The organism is Saonia sp., assembly GCF_056326165.1.
Map to the genome: position 1 here is coordinate 1 of NZ_JBWFBN010000024.1, position 24,540 is coordinate 24,540.

Annotated in this window: 23 protein-coding genes; 12 read left to right on the forward strand and 11 right to left on the reverse strand. The window is 34.1% G+C overall.

Features of this window, described 5'->3' with window-relative positions; genetic code table 11:
• Positions 1–135 precede the first annotated feature (135 nt).
• On the forward strand, positions 136–711 hold the full coding sequence (locus AC000W_RS14920) for a fasciclin domain-containing protein (protein WP_474749428.1): 576 nt from the start codon (positions 136–138) through the stop codon (positions 709–711).
• Here AC000W_RS14920 and pheT read toward each other — a convergent pair.
• Both pheT and AC000W_RS14930 read right to left on the reverse strand, forming a co-directional pair.
• Entirely contained in the window at positions 703–3,126 is a 2,424-nt protein-coding gene (gene pheT / locus AC000W_RS14925; RefSeq protein WP_474749429.1) for a phenylalanine--tRNA ligase subunit beta, read from the reverse strand. The genes AC000W_RS14920 and pheT overlap by 9 nt on opposite strands.
• A gap of 85 nt (positions 3,127–3,211) precedes the next feature.
• The gene (locus AC000W_RS14930; protein WP_474749431.1) at positions 3,212–4,384 is read right to left on the reverse strand and encodes a 2-isopropylmalate synthase; all 1,173 of its coding nucleotides are present in this window, start codon (positions 4,382–4,384) and stop codon (positions 3,212–3,214) included.
• 171 nt (positions 4,385–4,555) lie between these two features.
• On the opposite strand from AC000W_RS14930, the gene AC000W_RS14935 reads away from it, so the two are divergent.
• From AC000W_RS14935 to AC000W_RS14950, 4 genes are all read left to right on the forward strand, one after another.
• Entirely contained in the window at positions 4,556–6,100 is a 1,545-nt protein-coding gene (locus AC000W_RS14935; RefSeq protein ID WP_474749432.1) for a hypothetical protein, read from the forward strand.
• 179 nt (positions 6,101–6,279) lie between these two features.
• Complete coding sequence (locus AC000W_RS14940) at positions 6,280–6,804, forward strand: gluconate 2-dehydrogenase subunit 3 family protein (protein WP_474749434.1); 525 nt, start codon at positions 6,280–6,282, stop codon at positions 6,802–6,804.
• 8 nt (positions 6,805–6,812) lie between these two features.
• Entirely contained in the window at positions 6,813–8,528 is a 1,716-nt protein-coding gene (locus AC000W_RS14945) for a GMC oxidoreductase (RefSeq protein WP_474749435.1), read from the forward strand.
• Between the two features lie 21 nt (positions 8,529–8,549).
• Positions 8,550–9,422 (forward strand): sugar phosphate isomerase/epimerase family protein, encoded by an 873-nt coding sequence (locus AC000W_RS14950; RefSeq protein ID WP_474749437.1) that lies wholly within the window; start codon positions 8,550–8,552, stop codon positions 9,420–9,422.
• Between the two features lie 76 nt (positions 9,423–9,498).
• Here the strand turns inward: AC000W_RS14950 and AC000W_RS14955 are convergent, their stop codons facing one another.
• The 5 genes from AC000W_RS14955 to panB form a co-directional block, all read right to left on the reverse strand.
• Positions 9,499–10,842 carry an Nramp family divalent metal transporter gene (locus AC000W_RS14955; RefSeq protein WP_474749438.1) on the reverse strand — a complete coding sequence of 448 codons (1,344 nt, stop codon included), beginning with the start codon at positions 10,840–10,842 and terminating at the stop codon, positions 9,499–9,501.
• A gap of 12 nt (positions 10,843–10,854) precedes the next feature.
• Entirely contained in the window at positions 10,855–11,385 is a 531-nt protein-coding gene (locus tag AC000W_RS14960; RefSeq protein ID WP_474749440.1) for a DUF4252 domain-containing protein, read from the reverse strand.
• 37 nt (positions 11,386–11,422) lie between these two features.
• Positions 11,423–12,121 (reverse strand): RluA family pseudouridine synthase, encoded by a 699-nt coding sequence (locus AC000W_RS14965; protein ID WP_474749441.1) that lies wholly within the window; start codon positions 12,119–12,121, stop codon positions 11,423–11,425.
• Positions 12,114–12,611, reverse strand: coding sequence for a signal peptidase II (gene lspA / locus AC000W_RS14970; protein ID WP_474749442.1), 498 nt, complete (start codon positions 12,609–12,611; stop codon positions 12,114–12,116). Before lspA ends, AC000W_RS14965 begins: the two co-directional genes overlap by 8 nt.
• A 90-nt stretch (positions 12,612–12,701) precedes the next feature.
• Positions 12,702–13,520: a 3-methyl-2-oxobutanoate hydroxymethyltransferase gene (gene panB / locus AC000W_RS14975; protein WP_474749444.1), complete on the reverse strand. Its 819-nt coding sequence runs from the start codon at positions 13,518–13,520 to the stop codon at positions 12,702–12,704.
• Between the two features lie 111 nt (positions 13,521–13,631).
• On the opposite strand from panB, the gene AC000W_RS14980 reads away from it, so the two are divergent.
• The gene (locus tag AC000W_RS14980) at positions 13,632–14,099 is read left to right on the forward strand and encodes a nuclear transport factor 2 family protein (RefSeq protein WP_474749445.1); all 468 of its coding nucleotides are present in this window, start codon (positions 13,632–13,634) and stop codon (positions 14,097–14,099) included.
• A gap of 30 nt (positions 14,100–14,129) precedes the next feature.
• Here AC000W_RS14980 and AC000W_RS14985 read toward each other — a convergent pair whose 3' ends face one another.
• Positions 14,130–15,233: a Gfo/Idh/MocA family protein gene (locus AC000W_RS14985; RefSeq protein ID WP_474749447.1), complete on the reverse strand. Its 1,104-nt coding sequence runs from the start codon at positions 15,231–15,233 to the stop codon at positions 14,130–14,132.
• A gap of 292 nt (positions 15,234–15,525) precedes the next feature.
• Between AC000W_RS14985 and dnaK the strand changes: the two genes are divergently transcribed.
• Positions 15,526–17,433, forward strand: a complete 1,908-nt coding sequence (gene dnaK, locus AC000W_RS14990; RefSeq protein WP_474749448.1) for a molecular chaperone DnaK — start codon at positions 15,526–15,528, stop codon at positions 17,431–17,433.
• Positions 17,434–17,591: 158 nt separating this feature from the next.
• Positions 17,592–18,524: a hypothetical protein gene (locus tag AC000W_RS14995; RefSeq protein ID WP_474749450.1), complete on the forward strand. Its 933-nt coding sequence runs from the start codon at positions 17,592–17,594 to the stop codon at positions 18,522–18,524.
• 47 nt (positions 18,525–18,571) lie between these two features.
• On the opposite strand, the gene AC000W_RS15000 is transcribed toward AC000W_RS14995, so the two are convergent.
• The 3 genes from AC000W_RS15000 to AC000W_RS15010 all read right to left on the reverse strand — a co-directional run bounded on the left by AC000W_RS15000 (position 18,572) and on the right by AC000W_RS15010 (position 20,666).
• A complete protein-coding gene (locus AC000W_RS15000) occupies positions 18,572–19,285 on the reverse strand; it encodes a hypothetical protein (protein ID WP_474749451.1) in 714 nt (237 codons plus the stop codon).
• Positions 19,286–19,470: 185 nt separating this feature from the next.
• Positions 19,471–20,025 carry a GNAT family N-acetyltransferase gene (locus AC000W_RS15005; RefSeq protein WP_474749453.1) on the reverse strand — a complete coding sequence of 185 codons (555 nt, stop codon included), beginning with the start codon at positions 20,023–20,025 and terminating at the stop codon, positions 19,471–19,473.
• The gene (locus tag AC000W_RS15010; protein WP_474749455.1) at positions 20,025–20,666 is read right to left on the reverse strand and encodes an alpha/beta hydrolase; all 642 of its coding nucleotides are present in this window, start codon (positions 20,664–20,666) and stop codon (positions 20,025–20,027) included. Before AC000W_RS15010 ends, AC000W_RS15005 begins: the two co-directional genes overlap by 1 nt.
• A gap of 70 nt (positions 20,667–20,736) precedes the next feature.
• Here AC000W_RS15010 and AC000W_RS15015 point away from each other — a divergent pair, with 70 nt between their 5' ends.
• The 4 genes from AC000W_RS15015 to AC000W_RS15030 are packed head-to-tail and all read left to right on the forward strand — an operon-like array spanning position 20,737 to position 24,391.
• Positions 20,737–21,159, forward strand: a complete 423-nt coding sequence (locus AC000W_RS15015; protein ID WP_474749457.1) for a PaaI family thioesterase — start codon at positions 20,737–20,739, stop codon at positions 21,157–21,159.
• Between the two features lies 1 nt (position 21,160).
• Positions 21,161–22,216 (forward strand): chorismate-binding protein, encoded by a 1,056-nt coding sequence (locus AC000W_RS15020; protein ID WP_474749459.1) that lies wholly within the window; start codon positions 21,161–21,163, stop codon positions 22,214–22,216.
• A 38-nt stretch (positions 22,217–22,254) separates the two neighbouring features.
• The gene (menD, locus tag AC000W_RS15025) at positions 22,255–24,012 is read left to right on the forward strand and encodes a 2-succinyl-5-enolpyruvyl-6-hydroxy-3-cyclohexene-1-carboxylate synthase (protein ID WP_474749461.1); all 1,758 of its coding nucleotides are present in this window, start codon (positions 22,255–22,257) and stop codon (positions 24,010–24,012) included.
• Positions 24,013–24,052: 40 nt separating this feature from the next.
• Positions 24,053–24,391: a DUF2853 family protein gene (locus AC000W_RS15030; protein ID WP_474749463.1), complete on the forward strand. Its 339-nt coding sequence runs from the start codon at positions 24,053–24,055 to the stop codon at positions 24,389–24,391.
• Positions 24,392–24,540: the final 149 nt, after the last annotated feature.

The following is a 24,540-nucleotide window of genomic DNA, read 5'->3' on the forward strand; positions in this document are numbered from 1 at the left end:
TTTTAGAAACACTAATTGTTAGCATTTGGTAAATGTTAATAACTTCTATTTCATTTTCTTGCGTCATTTAGGATAAATTGTATCTTGTCGAAGAACTTATGCAGTTCATCGAGAAACACTATATTTTAATGCCCCATGCGAGACCTATTAAACTGCCAATTGGCAATTTTGTTGACCCTTATTTTCTTTAATTTTGGCAGTTCCCAAGATGTTGCCATGGCCATGGTGCCAAGAATTTCACATGTGAACCCCGAGCATTCAATTGTTAAAAGTGCACGTGAATCTGGGAAGCACAAAATCCTTGTAGAAGCCATTAAAGTAGCAAATTTGGATGAAATATTGGATAATGATGGCGCTTTCACTTTTTTTGCTCCATCTGACGAAGCTTTTAAAAAGTTTCCTCTGAAAAAATTTCAAACTTTGATTGAGTCTGAAAATAAAAATGAATTACGGGCTTTACTAACTTACCACATTGTAGCTGGTAATTTTTCAGCTTCCAAAATTCTTAAAGCTTTATGCAGGGGTAATGGGGTAGCCACTTTTACAACTTTACAGGGTACTAAAATAACCGCAACAATGGACGGTGTGGATATTCTTTTAACGGATGGTTTTGGGAATTCTGCAAAAATTGTAAAAGCTGATACTAACCAATGCAACGGAATTATCCATGTTGTTGACAACGTAATTGTCCCTAGTAAAACCTTACCTTAGTTCTGCTCCCAATTCATTTTCAAATCTGTATTGAAACTTCCTCATTATTTTGTCTATCTTACTGTCTGTCAGCGTATTGTTTGGGTCTTGTAGAGTAAAACTTACAGCGTATGATTTTTTTCCGTTCGGTAATTTGTCTCCAGTATAGACATCAAAAAGGGAGACATTTCTTAAAAGATTTTTTTCTGTCTGTATTGCAATTTCATACACTTTTTTAAATGGCACGTCATTATCCAATAACAAAGCCAAATCCCTTTTCACGGCAGGATATTTTGGAATTTCTTTATAAATGATGTTGTTGGCTTTTGCGGCTTCAATGATATTATCCCAGTTGAAATCAGCAAAGAAAACTCCTTGTTTAATATCGAACCCTTTTAAGATTGTTTTTTTGACTACTCCATAAGAAACTAATTCTTTCTTATATGATGTATGGATTAGACCTTCAGAAAATATGTCGCTTTTGGTATAATTAGTATCGATTTTTGAAATACCAAGACGTTGAAAAATATTATCAATAGATGTTTTTAGAAAGTAAAAGTCAGATTTTTTGGTAGGAACAGACCAACTATCTTCTGTTCTATTCCCTGTGACCAAAAGAGATAAGTGTTTGCTCTCTACTCTTTCTGCATATTGATGGTAGGTTTTCCCAAACTCAAAAAACTTTAAATTAGTTCTCCTTCTATTTATATTATGTGATATAGCCTCGAGCCCTGAAAAAAGAATAGATTGGCGCAATGTTGATAAATCTGTACTCAATGGATTTAGCATATTAACATTATGTTCTTCTTTTAGGCCATCAATAAGATTCACATATTCTGGATTGGTTAGACTGTTGGCCAAAATCTCATAAAAACCATTTGATGCTAAAAGGTTGCCAACAATATTTTGCAATTTATAGTCTTCAAACTTAGATGTTGGTGCAATGGATGCATTCAATTTTTCTTTAAAATCAATTTTATTATACCCATAAACCCTCAAAATTTCCTCAATAACATCAACCTCTCTTTGAACATCGGTTCTATAAAAAGGTATGGTAACACCCAAACCTGTTTCTGTAACATTTTGCACTTTAATGTCTAAGGACGAAAGAATAGATTTTATGGTATCTCTTGGTATTTCTTGGCCAATCAATTTGTTTATTTTATCAAATGACAAGAATACTTGATAATCGTCTTTCTTATTGGGATAAATGTCTACAACCTCTGAGGTTATATCGCCACTAGCAATTTCCTTGATAAGGGCAGCAGCTCTTTTTAAGGTATATTCAACATTGTTGATATCTATTCCACGCTCAAACCTAAAAGATGCATCAGTATTTAAGCCATGTCTTTTGGCCGTTTTTCGCACTGAAATAGGATCAAAATAGGCGCTTTCTAGGAATATCGACGTAGTATTATCAGTAACCCCGGAATTTAAACCCCCAAATACTCCTGCAATACACATTGGTTTTTCACTATCACAAATCATGAGGTCATCTTCATGAAGCTCTCTTTCCTCACCATCTAGAGTGGTGAACTTTGTACCAGTGGGGAGTGTTCTTACTTCAATTTTGTTACCCTTTATTTTGGCTGCATCAAAAGCATGTAAGGGTTGACCTAACTCGTGTAGAACATAATTGGTTGCATCTACAATATTGTTAATGGGGCTTAGGCCAATGGCTTTTAATCTATTTTTTAACCAATCTGGAGACGATTGTACAATAAGATTGCTAATAGTAACCCCACAATATCTTGAAGCCAAATCATTGTTTTCAACTTCAACATCAATTTTTAATGCTCGGTTTTCTATATTAAAATTACTGGCAGAAGGTGTAATAAGTTCTTTGTTTATTTCTTGTTGTAATAAACCCGCTTTTAAATCTCTAGCTACGCCATAATGACTCATGGCATCCGAACGGTTGGGAGTAAGACCTATTTCAAAAACCTCATCATTTTCAACATCAAAAACTTCGGCGCAAGGAGTACCAATTTTAAGGCTGTCACTCAATACTAAGATTCCTTCATGACTTTCTCCTAGCCCAAGTTCATCTTCTGCACAAATCATTCCATGGCTTTCCTCTCCACGAATCTTACCCTTTTTAATGGTCCAAGCTTCTCCCTCTTTGGTATACAAAGTAGTTCCAATTGTAGCAACAGGCACTATTTGTCCTTCTGCAACGTTTGGCGCACCACAAACAATTTGTAATGGTTCTGCTGCTCCAATATCAACTGTTGTAAGTTTTAGTTTATCTGCATTGGGGTGCTTCATGCATGTAAGTACTTTGCCAACAACAACCCCTTTTAGACCACCTTTTACAGATTCAAAAGTTTGAATTCCTTCTACTTCTAACCCTAAATCAGTTAAAAGCTCTGCTGTTTTTTTGGAATCCCAATCAATATTTATAAACTGCTTTAACCAGTTGTAAGATATTTTCATCAATGAGTTTTAAAGCGACCAAAGATAAAACAATGTAGGTTTACATTCAATATGTAAGTAGTTCAATTATATTGGGAATTTTGTATTAGGCTATACTTTCAATCTTAATGCCACTGGCTTCAATAATTTGATGAATATCATCATCAAGAATCTCTTTCTTTTTGTCTGCAAAGTTTAGGAACTCGGTATATACTGTATCTAATTGTAATTTTGTGAGTTCATAACCAATATTTTTTGCCCTATAAGCCAAAGCGGCCCTACCACTTCTTGCAGTAAGAACAATGGAAGATTCATTTACCCCAACATCTTCTGGGTCCATAATTTCGTATGTCTCCCTATTTTTAATAACACCATCTTGATGTATGCCAGAACTATGTGCAAAGGCATTAGAACCAACAATAGCCTTGTTAGGCTGTACAGGCATTCCCATTTTCTGGGATACCATTTTGCTAGTATCGTATAATAATTTACTATTAATATTGGTGTCCAAATTAAGAGAAGGATGTTGCCTCATTATCATTACAACTTCTTCTAAAGAAGTATTTCCTGCACGCTCCCCAATACCATTGATGGTGCATTCTATTTGTCTTGCACCATTTATTACACCAGCAATGGAATTTGCAGTAGCCAACCCAAGGTCATTGTGGCAATGACAAGAAAGAGTTGCTTTATGAATTCCCTTTACGTTTTCTTTTAAATATTTCATTTTTGCCCCATACTCATCTGGTAAACAATATCCAGTGGTATCCGGAATATTTAGTACTGTAGCTCCAGCTTTTATGACTTCTTCACATACCTTGGCCAAAAACTCATTGTCTGTTCGGCCAGCGTCTTCTGCATAGAATTCTACATCTTCTACAAACGTTTTGGCATACTTAACAGCCTCTACAGCACGCTCTATAATCGCTTCTCTATCAGAATTAAACTTAAATTTTATATGTGAATCTGAAGTACCAATTCCTGTATGTATTCTTGGTTTTTTTGCATGTTTTAAGGCTTCTGCAGCAACTTCTATATCTTTCTTCACAGCTCTTGTAAGACCACAAACAGTTGCGTTTTTCACCAATTTGGCTATTTCGTTGACAGAACCAAAGTCACCAGGACTAGAAATAGGAAAACCAGCTTCAATTATATCAACACCTAAATTATCCAATCTTTCAGCAATGACCAATTTTTGTGTAGTATCCAACTTACATCCTGGGACCTGTTCACCGTCCCTAAGAGTAGTATCAAAAATTTGTACCTTATCTTTACTCATATTATTTGCATAATTTTAAGCGCTTAAAATTACATAATTTTAAGCAACCTTTACGAAGTTATGGTTAGATGATGCTAATTTGAAGGTAAGCAAAAAACATTTACAACGTCAAATCATATTAAGGGATAGTTAAGATGCTGATATACAATTATTTAAATTATATTTTTTACGATGACAAATGCCCATAAAGATACACTGTTTGTTTTGATAAAATCTCTTTCAAAATCTGAGAAAAGACAGTTTAAATTGTATGTTGGGCGTTTAGGTGTAAATACTGATGCTAAGTTTTTGGCACTGTTCAATTTACTGGACAAAATGAAACAGTATGATGAGAAAACAATTTTGGAAAGCGGTATAGTTAAAAAAACGCAGCTGTCTAACCTAAAAGCCCACCTCTACAAGCAAATATTGGTAAGCCTTAGATTGAACCCCGTAAACCAAAACATTCGAGTTCAGATTCGGGAACAGTTAGATTTTGCTACAATTTTATATCAAAAAGGTCTTTATAAACAGAGCTTAAAAATTTTAGACAAAACCAAGGTTACTGCAATTGATAACGAGGAAAAAAACATTGCCTATGAAATTGTAGAATTGGAAAAAATAATTGAAACTCAATATATTACAAGAAGTATACCAGACAGAGCAGATGAACTTGCAATACAAGCCAAAGATTTATCTGCTCAAAATGTAATTACCAGTAAACTTTCTAATTTGTCTTTGCAGTTATACGGAATTATGTTGAAGGTGGGGTACGTTAAGAATGACAAAGATTATCAACAAGTTCAAGAGTATTTTGAAAAACATTTGCCTAAATATCAAATAGAAAAATTAGGATTTAGGGAAAAATTATGGTTATACAAGGCTCACCTATGGTATAGTTTTTTGATACAGGATTTTTTGTCATGCTATAAATATTCTAGTAAATGGGTTGATTTATTCTATGAACAAGAAAGAATGATTTATTTAAATCCAGTATTCTTTTTAAAGGGCAATCATTATTTGTTAGAGTCATTATTTTTTGTGAGGTATAGTTCTCAATTTAGAGAAACCTTAGAAAAACTAGAAAGTATTGTAAAGAGTAAAGATTTCCCAAAAAACGACAACATTAATTCTTTGGCATTTCTATATATAAATTCCAATAAATTGAATCAGCACTTTTTGGATGGCACATTTGAAAAAGGGCTGTATTTAGTAAATATTATTGAGTATGGAATAAACAAACATCGGGATAGAATAGATGAGCACCACATCATGGTTTTTTATTATAAGATCGCCTGCCTCTATTTTGGAATTGGAGACAATAAAAACTGTATCCTTTACCTAAAAAAAATAATTGATAATAAGAACCTAAAAATGCGTGAGGACCTAATGTGTTTTGCCCGTGTACTAAGCTTGGTTGCACATTATGAAGCTGGTATGGACTATCATTTAGAAGTGCAATTAAAAAGCACATACAAGTTTTTATTGAAAATGAATGACTTACATGCCGTACAAAGAGAAATGATTAAGTTCTTGCGAAAGTTAGGAGATATATACCCACATGAACTTAATAATGAGTTTCAAAAACTCTATGATGAATTAAAAAAATATGAGGATCACCCTTATGAGAAACGTGCATTTTTATATTTAGACATTCTTTCCTGGTTAGAAAGTCACTTGCAAAACAAACCTGTCGCGCAAATTATTAAGGAAAAAGCATTGACCCTTACTCGCTGATTTAATTATTGGTCTTGGTAGTACTTGTTGTTAAATTATTGCCAAATTCTAGTTAAAAGAAACAGAATCACATTTTTAGTCTAGCTTTTTTGTTAATTTAATGAACTCTAATTTTTAAGTGTTTAAAATACACTAAAACATTTTTTTTAGAGTGATTAATAATTAACCAACCAAAAATAATGAATAGACGAAGTTCACTTAAGAAGCTTATGATGGCTTCTGCAGGACTGGTAGCATTGCCAGCTTGGGCCCAAGGATGGGAGGCCAAAAACTTTAATGGTCCATCTATATTTCTTTTCGATGAACAAGAAATTCTTACTTCAGTAGCAGATACTATTATTCCAGTAGGAGATTCCATTGGAGCTATATCCGTTGGCGTAGAAAAATTCTTGTTTAGATTGTTTGCAGATTGTTATGAACAGGATGTTCAAGACAATATTAAAACACAATTAAACACATTAGAGAAGTCTGCTAATGATCAATATGGGCAATCTTTTGCTCTATGCGATCAAACGCAACGCGAAACCCTTCTAAATGGGTTGGCGGGTAATGAAGACTCTCCAGAATCAAAATTCTTTAACTTAGTAAAGAGGGAGACAATTAGAGGGTTCCGTACTTCAAGAAAAGTTATGATGGATTATCTTGATTATGTGATGGCACCTGGTTTTTATGATGGTTGTGTAGATGTTGAACAAAATAGCTAAAAGAAAAGATGGTAAATTTTAATATAGATTCAGAAAAGAAAAGAACATATGACGCAATTGTTATTGGCTCTGGTGCCAGTGGTGGTTGGGCTGCAAAAGAATTGTGTGAAAAAGGACTTAAAGTTTTAGTTCTAGAAAGAGGTAGAGAAGTAAAGCATGGTAGAGATTACACCACTGCTTCTAAAGCTCCATGGCAATTTGATTATAGAGATACGGTACCATTGGATAAGAGAGTAGATTACAAAAACGCTCGTTTTTTAAGAGAGTCAATGTTACCTTTTATGCTTAAGGATGATGAGCAACCATTTATACAGGAAAAACCATTTCAATGGTTTAGAGGGTATCATCAAGGGGGTAAATCGCTATTATGGGCAAGACAAACGCAACGTTGGTCAGATTATGATTTTCAAGGTCCAGAACGAGATGGTTTTGCTGTAGACTGGCCTATTCGTTATAAAGATATAGAACCTTGGTATACGCATGTAGAAAAATTTATTGGTGTTGCCGGAGAAAATGATGGATTAGCGGAATTACCAGACAGTTATGTGCAACCAGGATTTGGTATGAGCTGTGTAGAAACATACTTTAAAGAAAGTTTAAAGAAAAACTATGAGGGCAGACATGTCATTCAAGCACGTTGTGCACACTTAACTGACCCTCAGGAAATTCACAAACAACAAGGGAGGTCAAAATGTATGCATCAACGTCAATGTTTTAGAGGTTGTTTGTATGGAGGCTATTATAGTAGTAACTCCTCTACAATGCCTTGGGCAGAAAAAACTGGAAACCTAACATTGCGTCCACATTCAGTAGTACATTCCATCATCCATAATGATAAAAAGAGAAAGAAAAGTAGGGCAGAGGGAGTACGTGTTATAGATGCACATACTAATGAAATGATAGAGTTTTATGCAAAAATTATATTTGTTAATGCGTCAACAATAAATTCAAACGCAATTTTATTGAATTCAAAATCCAAGCGTTTCTCGGAGGGATTAGGGAATTCTAGTGGATTATTAGGAAAGTATATGTCTTGGCATAATTACCGTGGTAAGGCAAGTGCTCAAGTTCCTGGTTTCGAAGACAAGAAAACAGCTGGGCGTAGTGCCAGTCATGCCTATATGCCAAGATTTAGAAATGTATTTAAGCAAGAAACAAATTTCTTAAGAGGTTATGCTGCAGGTATAAGTGCAGGTAGAGGCAGTAATACTGATACGGAGATGATAGGTAGTCAGTTACGAGATAACATTCTTAACCCAAAACTAAATGAAAACTGGCATATTAGTAGTTGGATGATGGGAGAGGTAGTGCCAACTGAAGCAAATCATGTTCGTTTGCATAATGACTTAAAAGATAAATATGGTATTCCTCAAATTGTTATGTCCTGTGATTGGACAGAGAATGATGATAAAATGGTAGATGACTATATGGAACAAACCATTGAAATGTTTGAGAAGGCTGGTTTTGTAAACATAGAGGCTAGAGATACAAAAGCACCTCCTGGATCAGATATTCACGAAATGGGTGGAGTACGTATGGGGCATGACCCAAAGACTTCAGTATTAAATAAATATAATCAGCTTCATGATTGTAAAAATGTTTTTGTGACAGATGGTGCATGTATGACAAGTACTAGTACACAAAATCCAACATTAACGTTTATGGCAATTACAGCGAGGGCAGCTAACCATGCTGTAGATGAATTAAACAAGAGAAATTTATAATAACCATAACCAACCATTTTTATGAAACGAATATTATTTACGTTTACCACAGTTGTGGTATGTGCTTTCATGGGGTCAATCAACGCCCAGACTCAAGAAAGCGAAGAGTTTTTATTTACTGAAAAACTAGGAATTGCACCTTTTACTTTTAGACGTAGTTTTCCAAACGGAGTTGCAGCTACGTTAGATACTATACAGAGCATGGGGTTTACAGAAATTGAAGGTGGTGGAGGCCGCATGGATGCCCATGAGTATAAAAAATTATGTGATGAAAGAGGATTAACAATCCCTTCTATGGGTAGTGGTTATAATAATTTGCTAAATGACCCGCAGCCTATAATTGAAAGAGCAAAAATTTATGGAGTAAAATATATTATGGCGGCATGGATACCACATGATGTTGGCAATTTCAATTTTGAAAATGCGAAGAAAGCAGCCGAGGACTTCAATACTATTGGAAAGACATTAAAAGAAAATGGAATTACATTCTGTTATCATGCCCATGGGTATGAACTGGTCCAGTATGAAGAAGGAGAAGGCACCTTATTGGATTATCTTATGGAAAATACGGATCCAGAATATGTGTCTTTTGAAATGGATATTTATTGGATACAGTTTGGAGGAGGCAATCCATCACATTTATTAAAAAAATATCCGGACAGATGGAAATTAATGCATATTAAAGACCTTAAAAAAGGAGTGTTAAAAGATCATACTGGTCTTACTGACCCTGATAATGATGTTGCATTAGGTGATGGAGAATTGGATATTGAAGGTATTATTAGAACCGCTAAAGAAATTGGTATTGCTCATTATTTCATAGAAGATGAAAGCGATAGAATTATCACACAAATACCAGAAAGTATTAAGTACTTAAGAAGCTTAAAAAAGTAAGTAGTAGAGTAGTGTTTATTATTTTTATTAGGTATGATGCCTTAGAAGTTTTCTTCTTTGTGCATCATACTTATTTTTAAAACAGTTTTACCATACCATAAATGCCAACACTAATAATACTTATTGCACTAATCCATAATGCTATATCATAAAAAAAAGATGGCTTAAAAGCTTCCCTTGTCCTACGGTATCTAAAGTAGAGTACAGCTATGACAATAAGAAAAAGGATTAAAGAACCAACTATACCGCCTACCATAACCATAATAACCGGTAGTTTTATAAATACAAATAGGGTGGCCCAACTAAGAGGTAATACATAGGCCATAATTCGTATAGTTTTTTGTCTTGTTTTTTGATCAAAAAAATCTAAAAACCCCATTTGCCCAAAAATATCTGCGTATTGTCTTGTCCAAGCTGCCAACGAAGCAAACAATGTTGAAAACAAAACAATGAAAGAGCCAACTAAAAAGAAAATTTTTGCTTTTGGACCCAAGGCATCAGTATAAATGGTAGAAATGGTTTCAATCATTCCATATCCTTCAGGAATAGTGCCTTGAGAGTACAACATAGACGCACCTAATAGATAGAAAGCTGCAGTAACACTTGTATAAATAACCAAGGCAATTGCTGCGTCTAGGTGCATTACTTTTAGCCATCCCTTAACCCGGTTTTCCCATTCCCCGGTATCCTCTTTTGGACCAGAATAAGCAGCATAGCCTTTTTCCAAACACCAGTAATTGTAATGGATTATTTCATCACCACCGACTCCAGTAATACCAAAAGCTCCAAAAGCAAAAGCAAGAGATGCCTTTGGTAGTTGAAATTGGAGGCCGCTCAAAATATCCTCCCATTCCATTGCATAGGGTGTAAATTTTAAAAAATAAAGTGCAGCAAATGTAAATATGGTAAAGAATCCAATCATATATATTGAAAATCGTTCTATAAATTTATAATACCCCATAAACACCAAGGAGCCAACGAGTATGGCCACAATAAATGCCCATACTGCAATATTTAGAAAAGGAAATGCGAGATTTAAAATAATGGCAACCCCGCCAACAATGCCTCCCAATTGCAATAATTTTAAAAGCATCATTACTGCCATAGACCATATGGCCCAATTTCCCCTTTTTGTAGTTATCCCAGGTAAGGAATTAAATGCCTCCATAGCTGTTTCCCCTGTTATAAGCGTATGTTTACCAAAAGCAACCTGTACCATTACTTTTACAATACATCCTAAGATAATTAACCAAAAAGTAGTAAAACCCGCCTTTGCTCCAAGAGTTGTTGTTGCAATAAGCTCACCAGAACCTACAATGGCAGCAGAAAGAATTAAACTTGGACCTAAATGTTTTAGCCTGTCTTTAAATTTTAATGGAGGTGCAAGAATGGTTTGTTTGGAAGGTAGGTATGGGTCCATAAGAGTAGAATATCAATCTGCTTGGTTTACACCAGGAGTTTGTATGTTAAATTGATTAATCAACCCGTTAGATAATTTTTCAAATTGATTACTTTGTGCCATTTCTTTTACTTTAACAGGGTCAAAATTTCCATTAAAATAAAGAAAGGAACCATTAATGTTGTTATTGTTATAAATCAAAATTTCTTTTACCACATCTCTTTTTTCTCTTATAGAAACCACATTCCTTTTTGTTTCATCATTTTTTCTAAATACCTCAATAAAGGATGTTCCAGTTATATTATTCATTTGGGTGTTTAAAAAATTTGTGCGAGATTCTGTTGCGCTAGGGAACTGCATATAGCGCAAATCCTTAGTATTGCCAACCAAAGATTTCATTTCTGGAGAAATATCACTTATAAGCGAAAGCATAAATTGAGGAACCCTAATAGCTGTAACATGCCTGTCATTTTTGTGGGCAGCATAAAAACTGTCGATTGAATTATAGCTACTACAGGAAGTTATCAATAGAAAAATAAGCATAAATGAAAATTTACGTATCATAGTTATAGTGTTTAGTGCTTTAAATGTAATTAAATAATTACAAACATGAGTTCCATACAGAATCATTGGGTGGAGGAGCAATAATTTGAAGTTCATCCTTTTTCACTGGGTGAATAAAGGACAGACTTCTGGCATGTAAATGGATACTTCCGTCTTTGTTACTACGATTAAAACCATACTTTAAATCTCCTTTTATTGGGCAATTTATGACAGTAAGTTGGGCACGTATTTGGTGATGACGTCCAGTTTTTAAATCAACTTCAAGGAGATAATAGTTATCAAGTTTCTTTATGATTGAATAATCTAATATTGCTTTTTTACTATCTGGCACTTCATTCTTATGAGCATAAGACTTGTTCTGCTTTGTATTTCTTTTTAGCCAATGAATAAGAGTGTCTTTTTCCCTTACTGGTTTGTTTTTTACTACCGCCCAATACGTCTTTTTTGCTTCTTTCTCTGCAAATAATTTATTTAATCTGGGTAAGGCCTTAGAAGTTTTGGCAAAAACCACAATTCCAGAAGTTGGTCTGTCTAAACGATGAGCAACACCTAAATAAACATTCCCTGGCTTGTTGTATTTTTCTTTGATGTAGCTTTTTACAATCTCACTTAGTGGAACATCTCCAGTTTTATCTCCCTGGACAATGTCTCCAGGTCTTTTATTAATAACAATAAGGTGATTGTCTTCATATAAAACTTGAAGGTTAGTCTTGTTGGTTGTTATTTTATCACTCACTAAGTAGAGTTTTTTTATATCTAAGAGAAAATAAAAGAATAAAAACCCCACCAAGTGTTACAGAAACATCCGCCATATTAAATATCCCTGTTTTTAATGGTCCTACACTAATATGCATAAAATCTGTGACAGAACCATATGCTACCCGGTCAATTAGATTTCCTATTCCACCACCAATAACAAAAGAAAATGCAGTTATTAGCCATTTGTTTAAATGCGTTTTTTTTAGAATATTAAATAAAAGAATCAATAAAAGTAGAATTGGCAAAACTTGTAAAAAAATAATTTTTAACGGTTGAGGAAGATTTTGACCAGCACCAAGCATAGCTCCTGTATTTTCTACATTTGTTAATACAATATTGTCTTGTACTACTTGTATATATTCTGAGGGATTAATTTTTTTTCTGACAATGTCCTTAGAAATTTGGTCACAACCAATATTCATAGATACAATTATAATAATGACAATCTTTTTATATATGCTCTTCATTTTTGTTTGTTTAATCCAGTATAAATTCTGGCTTATGATGTTTAAAAATTTTAAAGGTTAAAATTTAGTTTCCATCACCGATTAATCATATCAATACTGTTCTTCTTCATTAGGAAAGTCACTACTTTTTACATCATCCACATATTGGCCAATGGCCTCACTCATTTCTTCATATAAATTTAAATATCTGCGTAAAAATCTAGGATTAAATTCATGGGTCATTCCCAATAGATCATGTACAACTAAAACCTGTCCGTCTACACCGTTACCTGCACCAATTCCTATTATGGGTATAGAAACACTTTCCGCCACTTCTTTGGCTAACTTGGCAGGAATTTTTTCCAGAACAATTCCAAAACAACCAGCTTTTTCTAACATTTTGGCGTCTTCTTTTAGTTTTTCAGCCTCCTGTTCTTCTTTTGCCCTAACGGTATATGTGCCAAATTTATATATTGATTGTGGTGTCAACCCTAAATGCCCCATGACAGGAATGCCAGCATTCAATATTCTTTTTATTGATTCTTTTATTTCTAAACCACCTTCAACCTTAACAGCATGTCCACCACTTTCTTTCATAATTCTAATTGCAGAACGCAATGCTTCCTTAGGGTCACTTTGGTAACTTCCAAAAGGAATATCGACTACAATCAATGCTCTTTTTGCTGCTCTAACAACAGATGATGCATGATAAATCATTTGATCTAGAGTAATGGGCAAAGTGGTTTCATGACCTGCCATGACGTTACTGGCAGAATCTCCCACAAGAATAACATCTACATTGGCAGCATCTACAATTTTCGCCATGGAGTAGTCATATGCGGTAAGCATGGAAATTTTTTCACCGTTCTTTTTCATATCCACAAGGGATTTAACGGTAACTCTTTTGTATTCTTTTTTTGCAGTAGACATGACAATTTGTTTAATGCGATAAATGTAAGGAGATTTTGTTTAAATAGCTTGATGGATTCCCAGGCATCCTTTTATTATATTTGTTAAAAACAACATCAAAAATCAAAAAACATGAAAAATTTTACTTTTCTTTTTCTCACTTTTTTTACAATTGTTATTAATGCTCAAGATTCAGAGAAAATGAAGGCACAAAAAGCAGTGGAGGCTTTTTTTGAAGCCTTTCACAAACAAGATTCAACTGCCATGAAGAGCTTTGTTGGAGGGGACGGAGTTAAATTGCAAAGTATTTACAAGGACAAGAGTGGAAAACACCATGTACGTACAGAAGAATTTGAGAAACTGGTGGAATCTATTGTTAGCATTCCTGATAGTGTAAATTTTCAAGAAAAATTATTTGATTTTAGTGTACAGGTAGATGGGCTCATGGCCAATGTATGGGTTCCTTATGAGTTTTGGATTAATAACAATTTTAGCCATTGTGGAGTAAATAGTTTTCAACTTTTTAAAAACGAGGAAGAGGAATGGAAAATTATTTACTTGGTAGATACCAGACGTAGAGCAGGTTGTTTGGATGAATAATCATTGGTTATATAATTAGTTCTGTTCTAATTAATTTAATTCAATTGTTTTTTTGGTCTTAGCACTTTTTACGGCAGCATCTAGAATTTCCATGGTAACCATGTTGTTTTCTAAAGAATAGGGGTCAAAAGGGCTAAGTTGGGTTTCTCCCCTTATTACTGATGCAAACAATGAAAAGGGTTCATCATATGGTGGCGTTCGTTCTTCTAGTTTAAAAATTTCTTCACTAAAACCATCATATCCTTCTGAGATTCGGACACGTAAATCATGGCGATTATCTGCATAGATAGCCCCCGTTTCACCATAGATTTCCATATCCTTTCTTCCAATAGGCCAGTTCCATGAAGGTTCTAAAATTGCCATGGCATCATCATAGGTAATAATAATGGTTGCATCATCGTCAACTTTGGGATTGTTTTCGGCTTGTAGCTGTTGCGTTACTGCTGTTACGGAAATTGGTCTTTTTCCATCTTGTAACCAAGTCATTAAATTGGCACCATAGCAACCAAAATCCATAATGGCACCACCACCATTTAGAACAGGGTCAGTAAGGAATTCTAGGAATTCAGCACTTACACCTATTTTCTTTGGGCCTTTGTGACCATCGCGAACAATAACTTTTCGTAGCCCTCCTATAGCGCCTTCTTTGTACAGTTCATAGGCTCGTAAGTTGGTTGGGTACCATGAAGTTTCATAATTAGTAAGTAAATGGATGCTGTGCTTTTTTGCTAAAACTTCCATTTTTTTTGCATGCTCAAGACTAACGGCCATGGGTTTTTCAACCATAACATGAATGCCTTTTGGAGCACAGGTTTCTACAATGGCCAAATGGTCATAAATGTTCCCAAAACCGGCTACTGCTTTGGGCTTAACAGCTTCAATCATTTCTCCCATGGTGTTGTAGACCATACTCATAGGGAAATTATGTTGCTTAGATAATCGCTCAGCCAAGTCTCGATTGGGTTCTACAATACCTACCATTTCAACATCTCCTTTATCCTCTCGATTTAAGATCCAACCTACATGCCCGTGGTTTAGACCAATGACCCCTAATTTTATAGGTTCTTGTTGTGCAAAGGAGTTATATGACATAAGAATAAGAATGCTACAGGTGAATATAAATTTGTTTATCATGATTTTTGCATAGTAGTTTGTGTATTGTAAATGGCAACATTTCCAATAGAATTTTTCGGTACTTATAAAGATAATTGATTACATGGATTTTAGCTTTGGAAACTTGCCTTGAATTAATTATGTCAGTAATCCCATAAAATTGCGCAAAAAAGACATGAATTCCTAATTATATTATTATCAGCCATCTAGTTGTTAATAATGACATCCTGTCAGTTTTTCCCCCTTGGCATATTGTTTGTCATTCCTTATGCGAGTAATAAATTGAACGCACTACTAATATTAAAACATAAACATGAGTAAAATTATAGGAATAGATTTAGGAACAACAAACTCTTGTGTTTCCGTAATGGAGGGTAATGAGCCTGTTGTAATTCCAAACGCAGAAGGTAAGAGAACTACACCATCTGTTATTGCCTTTGTAGAGGGTGGAGAAATTAAAGTGGGTGACCCTGCAAAAAGACAAGCGGTAACTAATCCGCACAATACCATATATTCTATAAAAAGATTTATGGGAAATAAATTCTCAGAATCTAGTAAAGAAGCTGGTAGAGTTCCTTATAAAGTGGTAAAAGGTGACAACAATACTCCTAGGGTAGATATAGATGGTCGTTTGTACACACCACAAGAACTATCAGCTATGATTCTTCAGAAAATGAAGAAAACAGCTGAGGATTATTTAGGACAAGATGTAACACGTGCCGTAATAACGGTTCCTGCATATTTTAACGATGCACAGAGACAAGCTACTAAGGAGGCAGGTGAAATTGCCGGTCTTACTGTAGAACGTATTATCAATGAGCCTACAGCCGCTTCTTTGGCATACGGAATGGACAAAAAAGATACGGACCAAAAAATTGTAGTATTTGACTTTGGTGGAGGTACACATGATGTTTCCATATTGGAATTGGGTGATGGTGTTTTTGAAGTATTGGCAACTGATGGGGACACACATTTAGGTGGTGATGATGTTGATCAAAAAATAATTGACTGGTTGGCCGAGGAGTTTAAGAAAGATGAGTCTATGGATTTGCGAGAAGATGCAATGGCATTGCAACGTTTACGTGAGGCTGCTGAAAAAGCAAAAATTGAATTATCTTCTTCTGCGCAGACTGAAATTAATTTGCCATATGTTACTGCAACACCATCGGGACCTAAACACTTGGTACGTACTTTAACAAGAGCAACTTTTGAGCAATTGATTGATGATTTGGTAAAGAGAACCATAGAGCCTTGTCAAACAGCTTTAAAAGCAGCAGGACTTTCTAAAAGTGATATTGATGAAATTATCTTGGTAGGTGGTTCTACCAGAATCCCTGCAGTACAAGAAGCTGTTGAAAAATTCTTTGGGAAAAAGCCATCAAAAGGAGTAAACCCTGATGAAGTTGTAGCAGTAGGTGCTGCTATACAAGGGGGTGTGTTAACAGGAGATGTGAAAGATGTATTGTTATTAGATGTTACACCATTATCTCTTGGAATTGAGACTATGGGTAGCGTAATGACTAAATTGATAGATGCCAACACGACTATCCCAACTAAGAAATCACAAGTGTTCTCTACTGCAGCTGATAATCAGCCATCAGTAGAAATCCATGTGCTACAAGGGGAAAGACCTATGGCGGCAGATAACAAAACTATTGGACGTTTCCACTTAGATGGAATTCCACCTGCACAAAGAGGAACACCTCAGATTGAAGTTACTTTTGATATTGATGCTAATGGAATCATTAAGGTTTCTGCTACGGATAAGGCAACAAACAAAACTCAGGATATTCGTATTGAAGCTTCTTCTGGATTAACTGAAGAGGAAATTAAGAAAATGAAAGCTGAGGCTGAAGCAAATGCAGAAGCAGATAAGGTTGCTAAAGAGACTGCTGATAAGCTAAATGAAGCAGATGGAATGATTTTCCAAACAGAAAAGCAATTGAAAGAATTTGGTGATAAATTGTCTGATGACAAGAAAAAACCAATTGAAGATGCTTTGGAAGAATTGAAAAAGGCATATGAAAGCAAAGATTTGGCGGTAATATCACCAGCTTTAGATAAAATAAATGAAGCTTGGAAAGTTGCATCTGAAGAGATGTATAAAGCCCAAGCTGAGGCACAGCAAGGTGGAGAGGCTCCAGGAGCTGATGCTGCATCTAGTGAAGGTGCCAAAGAAGGTGATGATGTTGAGGACGTAGACTTCGAAGAAGTCAAGTAACCAGTTCTTGATAAAAAAGAAAAGGTTGATTTTGAGGAAGTAAGGTAAAATAGGGAACTATTTTATTGATTGTATAAAATGAAGGGCGGAAAATTCCGCCCTTCTTCATTTGGTCGGTTTTTTTTCCATAATGGGGTTTTATAGACTAATTTTGGGATATGAAAAAGCACTATACCATTTCTTTTCTGTTTTTATTTTGTTGGATGAATACACTCCTGTATTCCCAAGAAGTACGCATTTTTACCCTAAATGATTTTGAACTACACGGAAATGTAAAATCTTGTTTGGTACTCACTGATTACGGGAAGGAAGAATTTGAGTTTAATGAAAATGGTTATTTAACAAAACTGGTGACTCGTTATAGTGACTCCGATTATTCTACAACTATTTATACCTATGATAATGAGGAGCTTGTGGAGAAAAGGGTAGAAAATTATAGGGAAGGAGTATTTGATAAAAATACCTCCATTGCCAATTTTTACACAATTGATACCACAGAAAATCGAAGAGTTACTGAGAAAATATTTTCATACAACAAGGAATCACTGGGTCAGTATGAGTACATATACGATGTGGACAATAAATTAGTTTCTATAAAACATGCTAATAGTGATGGAATAGATGAAACTTTGGTTAGTTATGATACCTATAAAGGTGAAAAGACTACATCATATCTTTTAAATGGAGTAGTTTTAAAATCTATTAGAACATCTAAGAAGAAAAGGAAAAATGGAGAAGTTTATAAAGTAGTTTTAACAAAAAAGTTTTTAGATGGAAATCCCGTTAAAGCTTCTGAACAAGTTTTTAATATTAATGAACAGTTAGTTTCAGAAACACGATTTGTCTATGATGATATTGAAGCTAAGGAATTTGTAATTGAAGAGACGTTGCAATATAACTATAATGATGAAGGTACTTTACGGAATACTAAATCCAAAAGACAAAAAATAGTTGAAATAAAAGAGTATATCTATCAATATGATGGGGAACCATACAATAATTGGGTCAAGAAAATTACCACTCCTGATAATACTTATACTACTAGAAAAATTGAATATTACTCCCAAACCGAGGTTACACAAGAAAAATAAAAAGGACATATTAAATATGCCCCTTTTAAACACTGTGCCATAGGTTATTATTTTGATGAAGTTGAAGTACATTTTTTTAATGCCTCCAATGCTTTTGCTTCCATAGAAATTGTTTGTTGCATATAATAATTTCTAGTATCCTTTAAAGTTTCTTTAGACAATACTTCATCTTTTCTGGTTTCATAAGTCTTTAATATTGAAAGTGCATCATTACAACCATATAGATTTGCCATTTCTTTGATGCTTTTTTCTAGGTTAAACAAAGACTGTTCGGCTGCCTTTTTAAATTTTAATTGTTCGGCCAATTGTTTTTGCTGCTCAACTAAATTTTGATAATCACTATTTTCTTCCAAAGCACTATCAGTATCTTCTTCAACAGACTGGCTAACTGCATCATTCTTTCTTGAAAAAATATCCATAGCGGTTAGAGCGTCCTGTACAAATGCAAGTGCCCGTTTTGTATGATACCTTCCCATATCCCAATCATTTGGGTCAATGGCATCCTTTAAATGGTCTATACCATCTAAAATTGGGTTTATAGCATCGTTACAGCCACAATCTTTAACCAAACCTTCAGTTTTTTGAAAAGCCTCTAAAGCTCTTTCGGCATAATATTTTTGGTGATCAAAATTGTCTGCTTTTAATGCCCTTTTTGTGTGTGCTAAGGCATAGGTTGCTGTAGAGTAAGCATTATCGCAATTGGCCATGGCAAATGTGCTGACCAATATAGAAAATAATAAAAGAAATGTAATTTTTTTCATATCACGGTTTAAGTTTGATTTTAATTTGGTTTCGGGTGGCGCAAGATTATAAATCTTCTCTTAATAAGAAAAAAAATGTGGTAAACTGCCCAATGTTTGTGGTGTAGTTGTTTATTAGATTATAAAACGGTAATTGCGGAGTTATAATTGAGGGGAATCACTAAAAATACCATGAAAAAAGTCAATTAATGAAAGTTCCATTCTTCCTTTAAAATTCCATACAAGCAGGTATTTCTTTTAAAACCGTCCAATAAATAAACATTTTTTCTAAGCACTCCTTCGGCCACTGCGCCTAATTTTTCAACAGCCTTTCTAGAAGCCATATTGCGCTCGTCAACCCGGAATTCTACCTTTTCAAAACCCAAGTTATTGAAGGCATAGTCTATCATTAAAAACTTCATATGCTTATTTAAACCAGTTCCATGAAATTCTTTACCTACCCAGGTGGAGCCAATTTCTAAAACTTTGTTTTTCCAGTCGATACGCATATAGCGGGTGCTCCCAGCATAAGCATCTTTCTTTTTATCATAGATAATAAATGGAATTGCCAATTGTTGCTTTTGATGCTCCAAGGATGTTTTAACATAGTTTTTTAAAGCTTCTGGAGTTTCAATATCAGAAGGTGAGTATTGCACTAATTTTTTTTGAGAAGCTACTGGAATTAAATAATGATAATTTTCTAGTGTAAGAGGGGAGAGTTTTACAAAATCATTTTCTAAAGTAATTGGTGCCAATTTCATTATACAAGCTTGTTTATGATTTCTTTTTTAACTTCATGACCACCATCAAAAGTAATTAGATTTGCTTTCTCTTTAAACAAGGTTTTAATTTTTTGTTTTTCAATTTTAAGACGTTCATCAGATATGTATTCGTCTTTATTTCCAATGATTATTTTAACAGAAGTATTGTTATCCATAAAATCAAAATTATTGCGTGTCAATTCAGTTGGAATACCTCCAGCATAAAGAACAAGTTGACTACACACAATTTTATTTTTTGTCACCCACCTTGTTGCAATGGACACTCCTTGAGAAAAACCAAAGACTATCAAATTACAATGCTCAGGAATTTTTTCAATTCTAACAACCTCATTTATATAGGTGAAGACATTATTAGTTTCTTGAGAAGTACTTTCTTTTGTGAGCCAACTGGCACCTACATGTTTATATTGACCATTTAGATAGTATTTGGATGGTGCTTGGGGCGCTACAATATAATTTTCTTCAGAAGGCAACTCACTAAAATATTTAAGGAAATACCGACTTAAATACCCAATTCCATGAAATACCAACCACACGTTTTTTGTTTTTTCCGTAAGTTCATTTAAGCATGAATATGAATTTACTGTTGTGTATTTAACATGTTTTTCAAAAACTTTCATTGTAAGAATCAAAGAGGTTGGACTTTCTTTTATTGATTTGGGAATGCTTAATTTTACAAAAAATTAATTCATGGACGAATATCGAGATAAAATCTTAAAAATCTGTAACGAAACCTGTAAAGGAACCCTAATGGAAACTTTAGATATTGAATACGTTGATGTAGGAGAGAACTTTTTAATTGCTAAAATGCCAGTTACTTCTAAAGTTTACCAACCAGATGGTGTTTTGCATGGTGGTGCCTCTGTTGCCTTGGCAGAAAGTGTGGGTAGTGCAGCGTCTTACATTTTTTTAAATGGTCAAGATTTTTTTGTCCGAGGAATAGAAATAGCCGCAAATCACGTAAAAAGTGTTAAGGAGGGTTTTGTTTACGCCAAAGCAATAATTTTGCATAAAGGAAGAACTACTCAACTTTGGGAAATTAAAATAACAGATGATAGCAATAATTTAGTTTCCGTTTGTAAACTCACCACAATAACATTGCCCAAGAAGTAATATGTTTTCTCAATTTATAGAAAAAATTCATAAGCAGTATGCTTTAAATTTACCTTTTGTTGTTTATAGAAAGCCTAACCAAACTGCGGTTAGGGCTATTTTTCAAGACAATGATACGCTTCATAAATTCACAGATTTTAATAAAGTGGGATTTATTTTTGGTGCTTTTGATGATAGACAATCTATAAGAACTGAACTCAGTGAAGTAATTGAAATTGACTATAATCTAGAATTAGATACTGAGATTGAAAAATTCAATGTTGTAGAAAATAACCCGTCAAAGAAAGAATTCCACATTAACCTTGTTAAACAGGCTATACAAGAAATTGAGGAAGGAACTTTTGAGAAAGTTGTTATATCTCGTAAAATTGAGGTTCAATGTAAGACACATCCACTTTCATTGTTTAAATTACTCTTAAAAAGATACTCTAATACTTTTTGTTATATCTGGTATCATCCAAAAGTTGGGTTATGGATAGGAGCAACTCCGGAAACACTTTTAACAGCAAAAAACAATTCAATGACAACAATGTCTTTGGCTGGTACAATTGAGTTTAGAACAAGTGAAGACCCAAATTGGGGAGAAAAGGAACTTAATGAGCAGGAATTGGTCACTAAATACATTTCTGATAATTTAAAAGATAAATTAAAAAACATGAAGATTTCTGGACCCAATGCCACAAGGGCCGGAAATCTATGGCACTTGAAAAGTATTATTTCGGGAGAGATGAGCATGGGTTTACAAGAAGCAATTGATGCTTTGCACCCAACCCCAGCAGTTTGCGGGCTTCCAAAAGAAGAATCAAAAACTTTTATTGTTGGGAATGAAAACTACAATAGAGAGTTTTACACTGGATTTTTAGGGGAAGTAAATTTTGGTGAAAATAGAAATGAAAGCCAACTGTTTGTAAATCTACGTTGTATGCAATTAATTAAAGATAATGCTATGATATATGTTGGTGGTGGTATTACAAAGGCATCTATGCCAGAAAAAGAGTGGGAAGAGACCAATGTAAAGGCAAAAACCATGCTTAACATTATTAATTATTTTAAATGATTGGGTTTAAAATATAAGGCGTTGTATTTTTGTTCTTAATGAAATACTCTAGCATTCCTTCTGCGCAAACCGTGGTGCATCATTGTAAGGCAAACAACATTAAAAATATAGTTATTTCTCCGGGTTCTAGAAACGCCCCTTTAACTATAGGTTTTACAAACGATTCTTTCTTCAATTGTTTTAGTATTGTAGATGAACGTTGTGCTGCATTCTTTGCTTTGGGTATTTCCCAAAATAGAAACACCCCTGTCGTCTTAGTTTGTACATCTGGTAGTGCATTGCTTAATTATTATCCAGCTATAGCCGAAGCTTTTTACAGTGACATACCGTTGATTGTTATTTCTGCGGATAGACCACCACATAAGATTGATATTGGTGATGGTCAGACCATTCGGCAAGAGAATGTATTCCATAACCATATTGGGTTTTCTGCAAATCTAAAATTGGATATTTCCCATGCTACAGAAAAATTACGTAACGAAAATGAAGCACTATTTAAGAATCTAGAAAGTGTTGAAAAGGGACAAGAAGGTATTCAAACATATAATGACAATCAATTAAATAAAGTTTTTAAAACTGCAACAGAGGATAAGTCACCTGTTCACATAAATGTACCTTTAGAAGAACCATTATATGATGTGATTGAAAAAAGCACTGTAGTGTCTTCAGTTTTACTTAATACATCTGAAGAAAAACAAATTAAAACTGATTTTGAAAAATTAGCGCAAACATGGAATTCTTCAGCTAAAAAAATGGTGTTAGTAGGAGCAAATCCTCCAAATAGTATTGAGCAGCAATTTTTAGATGAACTAGCAGAAGATGAATCCGTTTTAGTATTCACAGAAACTACCTCTAATCTGTATCATCTTAATTTCTTTCCAAGCATTGATAGTATTATTGCTCCAATTGAAAAGGAGGATCATAAGAATGAACTTTTCAAAAAATTGCAACCAGATGTTTTACTTTCTTTTGGGGGCTTGGTCGTTTCTAAAAAAGTTAAAGCCTTTTTACGAAAATATCAACCCAAGCATCATTGGCATATAGATACTAAAAAGGCATATGACACCTTTTTTTGTCTTTCACATCATTTTAAAATGGAACCCAATACATTTTTTCATGGTTTTTTTGATTTTGTCCATTCTAAGGAAAGTACTTATTTAAAGTATTGGTCGAGCATAAAAAAAGACTATTCACTAAAAAGAGAAGAGTATCTTACAAAAATCCCTTTTTCAGATTTTGTTGTTTTCAATGAACTATTAAAAAGTATACCAAAAGGTTATCAGCTGCATTTAGCTAACAGCTCAACAGTGAGATACACACAGTTATTTAATATTGAACCATCTATACAAGTATTTTGCAATAGAGGTACAAGTGGAATAGATGGCAGCACATCCACTGCTGTAGGAGCATCAATATTTAATGAAAACCCAACACTTTTAATTACGGGTGATTTGAGCTTCTTTTATGATAGTAATGCTTTGTGGAATACTTATATAAAACCAACTTTTAGGATTGTGGTTATTAATAATGATGGTGGAGGTATTTTTAGGATACTCCCAGGAAAAGAAGAAACAAAAAAATATAGCACTTTTTTTGAGACTACGCATGGAATGGATGCTTCACATCTTTCTAAGATGTACAACTTTGAATATATTCTTGCAGATGATGAAAATTACTTAACCAATGGACTATCAACATTTTATGAAAAGTCAGACAGACCCAAGCTTCTAGAGGTATCAACCCCTAGATTATTAAATGATAAAATTTTGCTTAGTTATTTTGATTTTCTATCTTAGAAGCATATTAATTAATTATACATATTGAACACTAACAATTATGAGTAAAAGAGACGAATTAATAGAAAAGTACGCAGCTGACATTAAAAGTAAATTTGGAGAAACTCCAAATATGGACTTGTTAACTAAAGTTGCTATAGGATTAGGTCCTGCTATCTACAATTTAGATGCTTCCAAAGTTTCTGGAACAGATGAAAAAGAATTGGAAACTGTAAAGAACAATTTTTTAATTAAAAAATTGGGACTTAGTGATGGGCCAAAATTAATGGAAGGCATTAACAGTGTAATTTCTACGTATGGTACTTCAGAAAAAAACAAGCACCGTGCAGTTGTTTATTACATGCTTGCTAAGCATTTCGGTAAAGAATCTATATACTAGTAGATTTTTATACTAAAAATAAAAGCCGTTCTATTTTGGACGGCTTTTTTTATATCCAAGGTTAAACAATACCTTTGCCACATGATAGAATTAGGAAACCATAACACACTAAAAATTGTTAGAAATACGAGCGTAGGTCTTTTTTTGGA